At 53.5% G+C, this 14,758-nt stretch carries 9 protein-coding genes; 2 read left to right on the top strand and 7 right to left on the bottom strand.

What is annotated here, in order from left to right; all coding sequences use genetic code 11:
- Positions 1-38: 38 nt before the first annotated feature.
- Positions 39-5,570 (bottom strand): glutamate synthase-related protein, encoded by a 5,532-nt coding sequence (locus IAE30_RS07040; protein WP_038649510.1) that lies wholly within the window; start codon positions 5,568-5,570, stop codon positions 39-41.
- 885 nt (positions 5,571-6,455) lie between these two features.
- On the opposite strand from IAE30_RS07040, the gene arcB reads away from it, so the two are divergent.
- Positions 6,456-8,810, top strand: a complete 2,355-nt coding sequence (gene arcB, locus IAE30_RS07035; RefSeq protein ID WP_200539068.1) for an aerobic respiration two-component sensor histidine kinase ArcB — start codon at positions 6,456-6,458, stop codon at positions 8,808-8,810.
- Positions 8,811-9,689: 879 nt separating this feature from the next.
- A complete protein-coding gene (mtgA, locus tag IAE30_RS07030) occupies positions 9,690-10,412 on the top strand; it encodes a monofunctional biosynthetic peptidoglycan transglycosylase (protein ID WP_045815873.1) in 723 nt (240 codons plus the stop codon).
- Positions 10,413-10,418: 6 nt separating this feature from the next.
- Here mtgA and npr read toward each other — a convergent pair whose 3' ends face one another.
- The 6 genes from npr to lptB form a co-directional block, all read right to left on the bottom strand.
- Entirely contained in the window at positions 10,419-10,691 is a 273-nt protein-coding gene (npr, locus tag IAE30_RS07025; RefSeq protein ID WP_034826632.1) for a PTS phosphocarrier protein NPr, read from the bottom strand.
- The gene (rapZ, locus tag IAE30_RS07020) at positions 10,688-11,542 is read right to left on the bottom strand and encodes an RNase adapter RapZ (RefSeq protein WP_038649498.1); all 855 of its coding nucleotides are present in this window, start codon (positions 11,540-11,542) and stop codon (positions 10,688-10,690) included. Before rapZ ends, npr begins: the two co-directional genes overlap by 4 nt.
- A 52-nt stretch (positions 11,543-11,594) precedes the next feature.
- Entirely contained in the window at positions 11,595-12,077 is a 483-nt protein-coding gene (ptsN, locus tag IAE30_RS07015; RefSeq protein ID WP_176505766.1) for a PTS IIA-like nitrogen regulatory protein PtsN, read from the bottom strand.
- 162 nt (positions 12,078-12,239) lie between these two features.
- Positions 12,240-12,527 carry a ribosome hibernation promoting factor gene (gene hpf / locus IAE30_RS07010; RefSeq protein ID WP_034826627.1) on the bottom strand — a complete coding sequence of 96 codons (288 nt, stop codon included), beginning with the start codon at positions 12,525-12,527 and terminating at the stop codon, positions 12,240-12,242.
- Positions 12,528-12,548: 21 nt separating this feature from the next.
- Entirely contained in the window at positions 12,549-13,982 is a 1,434-nt protein-coding gene (gene rpoN, locus IAE30_RS07005; protein ID WP_038649494.1) for an RNA polymerase factor sigma-54, read from the bottom strand.
- A gap of 48 nt (positions 13,983-14,030) precedes the next feature.
- Complete coding sequence (gene lptB / locus IAE30_RS07000; protein WP_034826621.1) at positions 14,031-14,756, bottom strand: LPS export ABC transporter ATP-binding protein; 726 nt, start codon at positions 14,754-14,756, stop codon at positions 14,031-14,033.
- Positions 14,757-14,758: the final 2 nt, after the last annotated feature.

Below are 14,758 nucleotides of genomic sequence, written 5' to 3'. Positions count from 1 at the left end.
ATGTTCAGTCAATATACACACATTCATTGGTGCTGCTATCAGGAAAGTTTCCCGACAGCAGCGGCGATTTCTGGCAGCGCGGCGCGTGCAAACAGCTCTTCGAAATCAGGCAGATGGCCAAGCACCTCACGGTTGCGGGCATCCTGATAAATGATCCAGCCATAGGTCGCCAGGCTGTCCATGGAGCGAATGTTGCGTTGCGTTAAGGCTGCTTTGTAATCGGACATACGTTTTGCTGCAATCAGGCTAGCCAGTTCGTCATCGCTGTAGCTTTCAATCGCTGAGCGTGCATGGCGTTGCAGTTTGCTCACCAGCGCGAAGTCTTCCGTCATCAGCAAATTGCGTACCGCTTTCTCAACCGCAGGGTCTTCAACGGCAGTACCTTTTGGCAGTTTGCCGAGCGCCAGTTGCTGCGCGAAGCTCAATACGGTGTAGTTGTTGAGCAGCACGAACATTTCCGCTGTATCCGTCGCACCGTAAGCCGGTACGGCGCCATCCGCAATGGTTTTGCCGGTGCGCCATGCTGCCTTGAATTTGGCAACCTGATGCGCAGCCAGTGAGGTTGACAGTTCTTCCAGCAAATCCTTACGTGATTTCGCTTTCAGGATCTCGCCACCATCTTGATAGAGCAGCAGCGAACGCGGCATCACGTAGACAAAGTGGTGGCACTCGGTTTCCCAATTCTCCAGCAGCCAGGCTGCGCGCGGCGAGTTGGTGGCTTCCAGGTGCCAGTTCAGCATGGTCAGCACTGCTTGCTTGTGAACCTGCGCCAATTCATCTTCGTCAGCGATTGAACCGAACAGCACGGAATCACCCGCTGCGTGTCCTGCCAGTGCACCGTACGGGTCATACTGGTAAGCGAAACCACCGCTCATGCCGTTGCCGAAACCTTTACCAAAGGTGCCGAGGTTGAGAATCGCACCGTTAGTCATGTATTCGCAGCAGAAATCGCCGACGCCTTCGACTACCGCAGTAGCGCCAGAGTTACGAACCGCAAAACGGTCGCCCGCCTGGCCCTGTACGAACAAGCGACCACCGGTCGCACCGAACAGCGCGAAGTTACCAATCAGCACGTTGCCGTCGCTGTCTTGTGCGCCGCCACCTGGTGACATCACCACCAGCTCGCCACCGCACTGACCTTTACCTACGCCGTCGTTACAGGTGCCGTAGTGCTTCATCTGCATACCATCGTTGCAGAAGGCGCCAAATGACTGACCGGCAGATCCGCTGGTGTGGATGTTTACGGTACGCGGTGCCAGGTAATGACGGCCGCGATCGTCTTTGAACACCGCTGGCAGTGCAGCACGTTGTTCAGCAGACAGCTCGTGGTTCAGCATACGTTCGATGTCGATGGCCAACTGGCCGCCAACACTCTTGTTACGGTTGTTCAGGGTGATGCCTGCGCCGAGCGCGATATCGCGGCTCGCCTGGCCGATCAGCTGCGTTTTCAGCTCTTCAACCCAGCTATCATCCAGCTCAAAATCTTTCTCCAGATAGACCGGCTTCGCGATTTTCTGCTCTGGCACCACGGTCAACATCGCACGCAGATCCAGCTTGCCGACTTCCAGTGGATGATCCATCAGGTGCAGCAGGTCAGAACGGCCACGTGCTTCGCGCAGTGAACGCAGGCCGAGGCGTGCGAGGAATTCACGCACTTCTTGCGCCACGTTAACGAAGTACTGCGCCAGCTGACGCGGATCGCCATCAAAGGCTTCGGCGTTGGTGGTTAAACCGGCTGGGCATTTAACGTTACAGTTTTTCGCCATCACGCATTTCAGCATCATCAGCGCGGTGGTGCCGAACTCGAAGCTGTCGCCACCGAGCAGGGCAGATTTGATCACGTCGCTACCGGTTTGTTGTGCACCGGAGCAACGCAGCTGCACCTTGTCACGCAGGCCGTTAGCACACAGCGCCTGATGCACTTCCGCGATACCGATTTCAGCAACGCGGCCGGTGTATTTCAGGCTGGTGACCGAGGCCGCACCGGTACCACCGGTGTTACCTGCCACGTTAATCACGTCTGCGCCCGCTTTCGCCACGCCAACCGCGATGGTGCCGATGCCTTCAGAGGACACCAGTTTCACGATGACGCGAACACGTGCGGCTTTACAATCGTGGATCAGCTGTGCCAAATCCTCGATAGAGTAGGTATCGTGGTGCGGTGGGGGTGAAACCAACTCAACACCTGGTGTACCGCCACGCGCTGCGGCGATCTCCACGGTCACTTTCGGTGCAGGCAGCTGTCCGCCTTCACCTGGCTTCGCGCCTTGACCAATTTTGATCTCCAGTTCTTCCAGCATCGGGTCGGCCAGATATGCCGCCCATACGCCGAAACGACCCGATGCCAACTGCTTGATGCGTGAAGCGCGGATGGTGCCGTGACGCGAATAGTGCTCGCCACCTTCACCACAGTTACTCATGCCACCAACCATGTTGGTACCGTGCGCTACGGCTTCGTGCGCAGGCGCAACCAGCGCTCCGTGGCTCATCGCACCGGAGGCGAAAGTGCGGGTAATTTCGTGTGCCGGCTGGATTTCTTCCAGTGGCAGCGAAGGCAACGCGGTAAAGATCAGTGACAGGTAATTTGCCGCTTTACCGTAAGCGGTGATGTGCAATACACCATCGGCCACGCTGCTGCTTTCGATGTCGTTGCTAAAGCGGGTTTTCAGTGCACGTGCCAGCGCTTCCAGACGTTCATCTTCTGGCTTCAGGCCCGCGATGGAATCAATCAGGCGCAACTCGAACTGGTTCAGGCTGCCTTCCACGGCTTCACACTTCAATCCACGGGTGGCAAAACCGTTGTTGACCAGTGAGTAACGGCCGAGTTTGCGACCAAACTCCGCTTCGCTGTCAACGTGGGTCAAATCACACGGCAGCGCGAGGATGTCACGCAGTGCCGCTGGGCGACGTTTACGCTCGGCGTGCATCAGGCTGGAGAATTGACGGTAATCCGGCGTGATCGCCAGTGAGTCAATGACCTCGTTCGGGATGCGTTCGAAGCTACTGTCTTTGAATGCGTCAGCTTTAATGCTGAAGGCATTGTCCAGTTTGGCCAGCGTCATCAGACGGATGAAGTTGTCCTCTTCGCGTGCTTTGTCCGCGAAGCGAATCGGCTGTTCCGTCATATCAATAAAGGTACGCACGGCGATGGTGCCGTAAGAGTGACCTGCACCTTCCGCACGCTCTTTGAACAGACCCAGCAGTGGCACTTCGGCCTCGCCCTGAATTTTCAGTGCGCTTTGGTGCCAGTCAACCGCCATCTGGGCGATAGCCGGGAAGCCCGCGCCACCGACCGGTGTTTTGATATTCGGGAAGTACTTCTTCAGAACCGGATCGTCGGTATTCAGGAAGTTAGGTTCAAAGAATTCGCCACAGCTGTAGCTCTCAACAGTACAGAGACCCACTTTACCCATGGTCTTCATCAAGGCTTTTTCGGCTGCTTTGGCATAGCGTTTGAAGGCTTTGTTACCTTCTTCGCCTTCGCCATATTTCTCTTCCGCGCGCATCTGTACGCCCAGCGGGTAAACCGCTGACGCACCAAAGCCCAAGGTTGCAGCGATGTGGTGTGAAGAGATGCTCTGGCCGCTTTCTACCACCAGAGAAACATCCAGACGCAGACCTTCCTGCACCAAACGCTGGTTGATGGCAGAGACCATCAACAGCATAGGAATCGCCGCGTGAGTTGAAGAGATGTGGCGGTCGGTGATCACCGCAATGCCGCCCTGCTGGCGTGCGAAATCCACGACCTGCTGTGCCAGATTATCAATGGCGTTTTCCAGCGCTTTGGCGTTGGCGGCGCGGCTGACGATATCTTTGCCGATGACCGGCTCATACAGCATCTCGAAACGCGCATAAGGTGCGACGGTTTGCTCGCGCAGACGCAGCATATCGAGGTGTGTCAGGATCGGCGTGGGCACGATAACCTGCTGACCTTTACTGCGGCCCAAGTGCGGCTTCGCACCCAGTGCCACGCGCAATGTCATGCCGTCCGCTTCGCGGATCGAATCCAGCGGCGGGTTGGTGACCTGAGCAAAGCGTTGTGAGAAGTAGTGCGCCATGCCGCCTTCGTGGTCGGACAGGCCATTGATGGCGTTGCCGTAACCCATCGCCGAGATCTTCTCAGCGCCGGTTTGCAGCATCGGGTCCATCATGAATTTGAAGCTTTCCTGGTTGTAGTAGTACGCCACAAAACGCTGATAGGTTTTGAGGTCACCACGATAGCGCAGCGGTGAACCCAGCTGTTCTGCCTGAATTTCCGGCAGATCGTGCAGGTCCACGCGAGCCGCGCTCAGCAGTGAAAGGTAATCTTTCTCTGCTGCCAGTTTTTCCAGCGCTTCCACCGTGGTGTAAGAGCGTTTTTCTTTGTGATCGTAATAGAGCATGCCGCCCGCTTCGATACGGCCACGACGCAGTACGCTTTCCGGTGGGAAGGCAATCTGACCCGCTTCGGACATCGCACCGATGTACTCGGCGGTTTCGACAGAACGCAATGGGCGCAGGCCCAGGCGGTCAAGGCGCGCCCCGATCACTTCGCCATTACCGAAGATCAACGCTGCCGGGCCATCGTTCTTCTCTTCATACAGAGAGAAGTACTCCAGCATCGCGCGCACTTCATTTGACAGTGAGGTGTCGTTTTCCCACGCTGGCGGCATCATTGAGACGACGGCGTTGATCAGGTCGAGGTTATCTTCCATCAAACGGCTATGAATGCTTTGGTCCAGACGCGAGCTGTCGGACTGGCCTTTCGGACGCACGATTTTCTTACCGCGCGCCAGCATCAATGCCGCTTCTGCGATGCGGTTTTTACGGTCGGTGTTCAGCTCACCGTTGTGCGCCATCAGGCGGAACGGCTGTGCCATGGTGGTGTGCGGATCGGTGTTGGTGGAGAAGCGGGTATGGAAGAACAGCCCACGCACCTGATGGTCCACATCGGTCAAATCTTTGAAGTACGGGATCACTTCATTTGAGTTCAGGCGTGCTTTGAATACCTGAGTACGGGAAGAGAGCGACAGCGGATAGAGACCGCCGAATTCGCTTTCTGTAAAGGCACGCGCTTCGATATCCAGCAGCGCACGATAGATGTGACGCTCGAATTCGATCTGTTCAGTGACTTCCTGTGGCGCCGCAAAAATCCACTGCACAATCGGCAGCTGGAATGGCAGGGCGGCTGGACGTGTCACGCTGCCGTCCAACGGCATATCGCGTTTCATCAGCACAGGGAAGTTATGGGCGGCCAGGGTTTCTTCGACCAGACGCTCTGCGTTAGCACGCAGCTCAGCATCTTTTGGCACAAAGAAGTTACCCACACCAAAGCGGCCAGCTTCCAGTGGCTGGCCTGTCACTTTGCGGAAGAAGTTCAGAGAAAGGTCGACGTTGACACCTGCGCCATCGCCCACGCCCTCAGCAGACATACCGCCACGGTGCGGTACTGTGCACAGTGCGCTGTGCGCCATCTGCAGGATCTCATGGGTCTGCTCGCCGTCCTTACGGGTAATAAACCCAACACCACAGCTATCACTACCGGCTGAGGGATCATACAAACCATAGGGATGAGGTTTTTGAGTGGACATTGAGGGTCTCCTTAAACTGCTTTTGACATTACCTGCATTATTTCAAGCACAGAGCACTGCTGCGTGCTGTATCAAATTCGTTTTCGCCGCTTAAACGCGGACGTCGCAATACCGAGCAAAGGCTCTCAAGAGAGTATGGTCTCGTCCTTGATGAGCTGCTCTTACTTCCGGTCTCTTACGGGAGATAACTTGCATCCAGAGGGAGTTTCTTGCTGCATAGATATGCCGAGACTCAGTCCCGACTGGAAAGCATCCAGCGGAATTCCAACTTATCGGGAAAGCGAACTCAGGTCAAATAGCCAGCTTTGTTGCGGGTAATCGGCTGTTTTGCCAATTAACTTTATGATTATGAACAATTTATTACGTAAATAACTGTCAATCTGACGATTCTGATTCCCCTATGAAGTGTGAGCCGTCTCACTGTGAGGTACGCCTCAGATATCTAAACAATGCTGAATAACTCTATTCCATCAGCATAAAATTCTGTTGGGGCGGTTTCACGCACAGCATGTATCTGTTTTTCTTATGGCGTCATATTTGAATCAAAATAGGGCTGTCATTAGTAAAATTAATCAGGCTGATTGTGAGTAAAATAGCGTTAAAGTTGAATGAATATGCAATAACAAGGCCCAGCCATCAGATGAAATGGCTGCCGGGAGGCGGAATAGCACGGGATGTTACAAAAGGGTCGCAAAAGCGCGGCCCTCCAGATTATTCAGTTGGCAGATTTAGTCAAGCGCTTTACGCATAACGACGCGAACATCGGCGAAAAGGCGCTGCGATGCACCATAATGAGGCAAAGTCAGCAGGCAATGACACGCTGAGTCGGCGCAGTGCCGCGATAATTACGCTATCATGAGCCAGATTTCGTTCAGGGAGCTCGTGATGAAACAGATTCGTCTTTTAGCGCAGTACTACGTTGATCTGATGGTCAAGCTGGGGCTGGTGCGTTTCTCGCTGCTATTAGCCTCAGCACTGGTAGTGCTGGCGATGGTGGTGCAAATGGCTGTCACCATGGTACTGCGTGGCCATGTTGAGAGTATCGATGTGGTGCGATCGGTGTTCTTCGGCCTGTTGATCACGCCCTGGGCCGTCTATTTTCTCTCGGTGGTGGTTGATCAATTGGAAGAGTCTCGCCAGCGCCTGACGAAGCTGGTCGATAAGCTGGAAGAGATGCGCACGCGCGATCTTGAACTTAACCAGCAAATGAAAGAGACCATCGCTCAGCTGAATCAGGAAATTAACGATCGTATCAAAGCGGAGCAGGCCCGCGAGCAGGTGATGGATAAACTGCGCGAAGAGATGGCGCGCCGTGAACAGGCGCAAATCGAGCTGGAACAGCAATCCTCTTTCTTACGCTCCTTCCTCGATGCCTCACCGGATTTGGTGTTCTATCGCAACATCGACAAGCAGTTCTCGGGCTGTAACCGCGCGATGGAGTTGCTAACGGGCATGAGCGAGAAGCAACTGATTGGCCTGACGCCGCGCGACATTTACGATGAAGATGCCGCCTCCAAGGTGCTGGAGACGGATGAAAAGGTCTTCCGCCATAACGTCTCCCTGACGTACGAACAGTGGCTGCAATATCCTGATGGGCGCAAAGCCTGCTTCGAAATCCGCAAAGTGCCGTATTACGATCGCGTCGGTAAACGCAGCGGCCTGATGGGCTTTGGTCGCGATATTACTGAGCGTAAGCGTTATCAGGACGCGCTGGAGAATGCCAGCCGTGAGAAGACCACCTTTATTTCAACCATCAGCCATGAACTGCGTACGCCACTGAATGGCATTGTCGGCTTGAGCCGCATTCTGCTGGACACCGATCTCAATCAGGAACAACTGAAGTACCTGAAAACCATCCATGTCTCGGCCATCACGCTTGGCAACATCTTTAATGACGTGATTGAAGTGGACAAAATCGAGCGCCGCAAAGTGCAGCTGGATAATCAGCCGCTCGACTTCACCGGCTTCCTTGCCGATCTGGAAAACCTCTCCGGGTTACTGGCGCAGCCGAAAGGACTGAAGTTCGTGATGGCACCGGAGCTGCCGCTGCCGCACATCATCTCTGCTGACGGCACGCGCCTGCGTCAAATTTTGTGGAACCTGATCGGTAACGCGGTGAAATTCACCCAGCAGGGTGAAATTGTGGTGCGCGTCGCCTATCACCAGGACGAAACGCTGCGCTTTGAAGTGCAGGATTCTGGCATGGGAATTCCGCAGGAAGAGCAGGACAAGATCTTCGCCATGTATTACCAGGTAAAAGATCAGCACGGCGGAAAACCCGCCACCGGTACCGGCATTGGTTTGGCGGTTTCTCGTCGTCTGGCACAGGCGATGGGCGGTGATATTAGCGTGAGTAGTGCGCCGGGGCAGGGCTCATGCTTTGTGGTCGAGATAAATGCACCTCGTGTGGCCGATGAAGTGGAAAACGAAGATCTCGACGACAGCATGCCATTGCCGGCGCTGCACGTATTACTGGTTGAAGATATTGAACTGAACGTCATTGTGGCGCGCTCAGTACTGGAGAAACTGGGATGCAGCGTGGAAGTGGCGATGACCGGCACTGAAGCGCTGGCAATGTTCGATCCGCAGGAATTTGACCTGGTGCTGCTGGATATCCAATTGCCGGATATGACCGGGCTGGATGTGTCGCGCGCCATTCATCAGCGCCATGCGGGCGTGACACTACCGCCGCTGGTGGCACTGACCGCCAACGTGTTGAAAGACAAAAAAGAGTATCTCGATGCCGGTATGGATGATGTGCTGAGCAAACCGCTGGCGGTGCCGGCCTTAACGGCGATGATTAAAAAGTTCTGGGATTACCAGGGCGAGCCGGAAGAAGAGATTCAGACCTCCTCAGACGAACACTCGCGCATGCTGCTCGATGTGGAGATGCTGGAGCAGTATATCGAATTGGTCGGCCCAGGATTGATTACACAAAGCCTGACGATGTTTGAACAGATGATGCCGGGGTATCTCGACGTGCTGGATTCCAACATGATGGCGCGCGATCAAAAAGGGATTGCGGAAGAAGGGCATAAAATTAAGGGGGCTGCGGGCTCAGTAGGACTGTTGCATCTGCAGAAACTGGCGAAACAGATACAGTCACCGGAACTGCCAGCATGGTGGGACAACGTGCAGGAGTGGATCGACGAATTAAAACATGAGTGGCTGCATGACGTTAACGTGTTACGCGAGTGGGTAGCTGAAAGGGAAAAATCTTCGGACGCCAGAAAAAAATGACCCCAGTCGAAACTGGGGTGCGCGAATACTGCGCCAACACCAGGGAAATGGGTACTGCTGCTATCGTTAGAAGTCGAATGGATCAGCAACAGTATGGTATTGGTTAACGCTTCGAAATCACCTTAACAAATTCGCCAACGCTTGTGACAAGATTCATTAAATTGTGTGAAGTTGAGCAGCGATTAAATACAGAAAACATTAATTTGCTGACACAGTCAAGCAAGGAATTAATTTCTTTGCCGTATTGCACTATTTTTGACCAATTGTTCTGCTTTTTGCCTGAATTTCCTTCAGCCGGAAGCAGGAAAAGCCTGACAGCTGCGCCGAAATTCCTAATCAGCCGAAAAATCAGAGTTAAGTGAGCTTAACATGCTGATATTAGGTAACAAATAAGGTGGTTCTGGTGGGTTATCCAAAACGTTTTGGAAACCCTCTGCAGAAAGTTCCAGTTTAAGGTTTTGCGGTGCAATGTAAACCAAACGGAAGGCTAAATCCTTTACCATTGTCAGGGCTAATCATGATGATGTTGACGCGATTTCAGCCACGTTTATTGAAACGGCTGCGCGCATCAGTGCGCTTATTCAAATGCTTTGAAAGTTTATTGTTAAGTGTTGTGAAAGTTTAAACGTGATCTTTATCACTTTGTATGAAGTATCCGATTGTAAGGGTTTTGCTGGGTTTTTCACCATGGAACCGATTCCCTTATGATGGAAGTGCTTGATGTGATTGGCTCTAATAGAGGAACGATGATGACGCAGGTAATAACTTCATCTCTAACTTTCACGCGATAGGCGGTAAAGTTTTGCCCAGGATTACAGGTAATCAAAATTGTGACCGGGGTGCATTGATTAATGCAGGGAACAGGTAAGAGTAAATTGCATGAGTAAGAGTAAAGGGAAAATGGGGCAACGCCTTAAAGTGCTGATTGCTAAAGTGCTGCTGGCGTGGTTGGGAATTTGGCTGGCCGGCATCGTGATCTTTGCCTTTTTACCAGTGCCGTTTTCTGCGGTGATGGTGGAGCGTCAACTGGGTGCCTGGTTCAGTGGTCGGTTCGACTATGTGGCGCACTCCGATTGGGTCAGCATGGATGAGATTTCTCCGTGGATGGCGCTGGCCGTGATCGCTTCTGAAGATCAAAAATTTCCGGAGCACTGGGGCTTTGATGTTGATGCGATACAAAAAGTGCTGGATAACGATGGCTCAGAACAGATGCGTGGTGCCTCAACGCTGTCGCAGCAGACCGCAAAAAACCTGTTCTTATGGGATGGCCGCAGCTGGGTGCGAAAAGGGCTCGAAGCCGGTTTAACCGTTGGACTCGAAACGGTGTGGACCAAACGCCGCATTCTGACGGTATATTTGAATATTGCGGAGTTTGGCAACGGCGTGTTTGGTGTGGAAGAGGCTTCACAGCGCTACTTCCACAAACCAGCCAGTCGTCTGACGATTTCTGAAGCGGCGCTGCTGGCGGCGGTACTACCAAACCCGATTCGCTTCCGCGCTGATGCACCTTCCGGGTATATACGAATGCGCCAGCAGTGGATAATGCGCCAGATGCGTCAGTTAGGTGGGGAAGGTTTCCTCGCTCGCTACAAATTGCATTAACAGCAATTAGTCTTCGTCAAACCCGGCTTCAAACAGCTCAATCACCGCAGCCAGCGCCTCTACTTCCTGCGGGCCGCTGGCTTCAATCTCGATATGGCCGCCTTTCGCGGAGTCGAGCATCAACAGCGCAATCACGCTGCTGGCTTCGGCTTCCGTACCGGCTTCATTGCGCAGTAGTACCTCTGCGTCAAAACTCTGCACCAACTCGAACAGTTTCATTGCCGGGCGCGCATGCATGCCCAGCTTATTGCGAATCTCAACGACTTGCTTCACGGTCATGATTTACGTTTTTCCAGAGTGCGATGACGAGACTGCACATTTTTGCCGCGTGAACGGAAGTAATCTGCCAGCTGTTCGGCGATGTAAACCGAACGGTGTTTACCACCGGTACAGCCAATCGCGACCGTCAGATAGCTGCGGTTGTTGGTTTCCAGCATCGGCAACCACAGCTCCAGATAGCTGCGCGTCTGGTAAATGAAGTTATGCACTTCAGTGTGGCGGTCGAGGAAAGCCGCAACCGGACGATCTAGTCCGGTCATCGGGCGCAACTTGGGATCCCAGTGCGGGTTTGGCAGGAAACGCACATCGAAGACGTAATCGGCATCAATTGGGATGCCGTGTTTGAAGCCGAAGGACTCAAACACCATGGTCAGCTCACGCTCACGTTTGCCAGACAGGCGCGTACGCAGCATTTCAGCCAACTCATGGACCGACATTTCGGAAGTATCAATGATCAGGTCTGCCCGCGAACGCAAAGGCTCAAGCAGGTCACTCTCTTCATCAATCGCGCTTTCCAGTGACAGATTTTTACTGGAGAGCGGATGGATGCGGCGAGTATCACTGTAACGCCGTATCAGTGTGTTGCGATCGGCGTCCAGGAACAGTAGCTGTGGTGAAAACGAATCCGGCAGATTATTGAGCGCCGTTTCAAACACCTCCGGCGATTCAGGCATGTTGCGCACATCAATGCTGACGGCCGCCGAAATATTGCGCTCTGTTAAGGTGTTCGCTAATTCCGGTAGCAGCACCACGGGCAGATTATCGACACAGTAAAATCCCATGTCTTCCAGGGCACGCAGTGCGACCGATTTTCCTGAGCCTGACCGACCGCTAACGATCATCAGCACCATCACATTTCTCCCGTTTTAAACCGACGAATAGGTCGGTAAATGTGTCTGTCGCTTAAGAGTGTTCTTCCTGAGCTTCTGTGATAATGGCATAGAGTTCTTCATCACTCTGTGCCGCACGCAAACGGCGGCAGACGGTTTTGTCCGCCAGACGTTTAGCGACCAGCGACAGCGTATGCAAATGGGTTTTGCACTGGTCTGCAGGCACCAGCAGAGCAAACAGCAGATCAACCGGCTGATTGTCCACGGCGTCAAAGGCGATCGGTTGGTCGAGGCTGATAAACACACCAACGGCGCGCAGCGTATCCTCTTCCAGTTTGCCATGCGGAATGGCGATACCGTTGCCAATGCCCGTACTGCCCATACGTTCGCGGGTCAGAATGGCTTCAAATAGTGTCTGGTGCGGCAGATTGAGCTGCTTTGCTGCCAACTCGCTGATAATTTCCAGCGCGCGTTTTTTACTCTGGCAGTGTACGCCGCTACGGGTACAGTCCAGTGAGAGGACCGAGCTCAATTCCAGTGTCAGATCGTTGTTCATCATCGTTTCACTTGCGAGTTCACATAGCCGCAAGGTTAACGCCATTCATAGCACAATGGCGAGTCTCCCGTTGGCGCTTGCGCAGATGACAAAACGGGGCGGTTAACCCGCCCCATTTGCGCTCTGAGTGCCGAATCGGTCAGCACTCTGCAAGCATGAAGGTTAGTGTTTTTTCAGTTTGTCTTTGTGTTTGGTCAGCTGACGGGAAAGCTTGTCGATTAACCCGTCGATGGCCGCGTACATGTCTTCCGCTTCCCCTGTGGCGTGCAGCTCTCCGCCGTTGACGTGCAGTGTTGCTTCCGCAATCTGCGTCACTTTCTCCACTTTCAGAACAATATAAACCTGATTGATACGATCAAAGTAGTGTTCCAGTTTGGCAAATTTGCTATTTACAAATTCGCGCAGCGGTTCAGTGATTTCAACATTCAGTCCGGTCAGGTTTAGCTGCATAGGTCTTCCTTCTTCGTTCGGTCAAACCAACTGCTTGCGCTGGTTTGATGGCGGTATAGATAAAGACTCGCGATATTTAGCAACCGTACGTCGCGCCACCATGATGCCCTGATCGGATAACATGGAGGTGAGTTTGCTGTCGCTCAAGGGTTTTGCGGGGTTTTCCGCGGAGATCAATTTCTTCACCAGTGCACGGATCGCCGTGGAAGAGGCTTCGCCACCGCCTTCGGTATTCACATGGCTGGAGAAAAAATATTTTAATTCAAAGATGCCACGCGGGCTGTGCAGGTACTTTTGCGTGGTCACACGGGAAATGGTGGATTCATGCATATCCACGGCCTGGGCGATATCTGCCAGCACCATCGGCCGCATGTATTCCTCGCCCTGTTCAAAGAACGCCTGCTGCTGCTCGACAATACAACGCGTCACTTTGAGCAGTGTGTCGTTGCGGCTTTCGAGGCTTTTAATCAGCCATTTGGCTTCCTGCAAATTACTGCGAATGAATTGGCTGTCGCTGTCGTTACGCGCGGAGCCGCCCATCGCGGCGTAATGTTGATTGATCTTCAGGCGCGGCAAACTGTCTGAATTCAGTTCAACGGTCCAGCGCTTACTGGTTTTACGCACCAGTACATCAGGAATCACATACTCGGGTTCGCTGGTGTTGATCGATTGGCCGGGACGGGGATCGAGTGACTGAATCAGCAGCATCGCGTCTTTCAGCACGTCTTCCTTGAGGCGTGTGACACGCATCAGGCTGCGAAAATCATGGTTGGCCAGCAGATCCAGATGTTCACTGACGATCAACCGCGCTTCTGCCAGCATTGGCGCATCGGCAGCGTATTGTGAAAGTTGCACCAGCAAGCAGTCACGTAGATCACGAGCACCGACACCGACAGGATCAAAGCGCTGAACACGCTTCAGCACCGCTTCAACCTCTTCCAGCGTCAGATCTTCATCACCAATGCTGTCGCAGATGTCCTGGACGGAAACGGTGAGATAGCCCGTGTCATCAATGGCGTCGACAATTGAAGTGGCAATCGCGCGGTCGGTATCCGTAAACGGCGTGAGCTCCACTTGCCACATCAGGTAGTCCTGCAGTGACTGGGTGGTTTCGCCTTGATAAACCGGCAGCTCATCATCCTGGTAATCGGTACCCGTGCCAGAAGGCGTGCCCGCGGTGTAGATTTCATCCCAGGTGGCGTCGAGTGGAAGCTCCTCGGGCATCTCTTTCTGTTCGAGGGCTTCACGTGTGTCTAACGAGTCGCTCTCCTGATGCTCACGTGAATCGACTTCTTCATGTAGATCGGTTTGCTCAAGCAGCGGATTGCTTTCCAGCGCCAGTTGCAGTTCCTGCTGGAGTTCAAGCGTAGAGAGTTGCAGCAGACGAATGGCCTGCTGCAACTGTGGGGTCATCGCCAGCTGTTGGCTGAGCCTGAGTTGCAAACCTTGCTTCATAATTCTGCTTGAATTTCCTAAGCAAATGTCGTGAATAACGACACCTTATCAGAGTCTGAACTCTTCGCCCAAATAAACCCGTTTAACCTGCTCATCTGCAAGAATTTCATCAGGCGTGCCATGCGCGATCAGATGTCCCTGGCTCACGATGTAAGCACGTTCGCACACCGCAAGCGTTTCACGCACGTTGTGATCGGTGATCAACACGCCAAGACCGCTGTCGCGTAGGTGTTCGATGATTTTTTTGATATCGATGACTGAGATCGGGTCAACACCGGCAAAAGGTTCATCCAGCAGGATAAATTTGGGGTTGGCTGCCAGAGCGCGAGCGATTTCAACACGGCGTCGCTCACCACCGGAAAGCGCCTGGCCCATGCTGTCACGCAGATGCTCAATGTGGAACTCTTCCATCAATTCATTGGCACGATCCTGACGCTGCTCTTCCGTTAAATCATCGCGGATTTGCAACACTGCCATCAAATTGTCGAACACGCTTAGACGGCGGAAGATTGACGCTTCCTGCGGCAGATAGCCAATACCACGGCGCGCTCGCGCATGCAGCGGCAGAATACTGATATCTTCGTCATCGATCACGATGCGGCCTGCATCACGCGGCACAATCCCGACAACCATGTAGAATGTGGTAGTCTTGCCGGCACCGTTTGGACCTAGCAGGCCGACAATCTCGCCAGATTTTACCTGCAGGCTGACATCTTCCACCACGCGGCGGCCTTTATAGGCTTTCGCCAGGTTTTCAGCGACTAATGTGGCCATAG

This window comes from Pantoea sp. S61 (genome assembly GCF_016625145.1).
Classification (GTDB): Bacteria; Pseudomonadota; Gammaproteobacteria; order Enterobacterales; family Enterobacteriaceae; genus Pantoea; species Pantoea rwandensis_B.
This window is presented reverse-complemented; position numbering and strand designations above follow the sequence as displayed.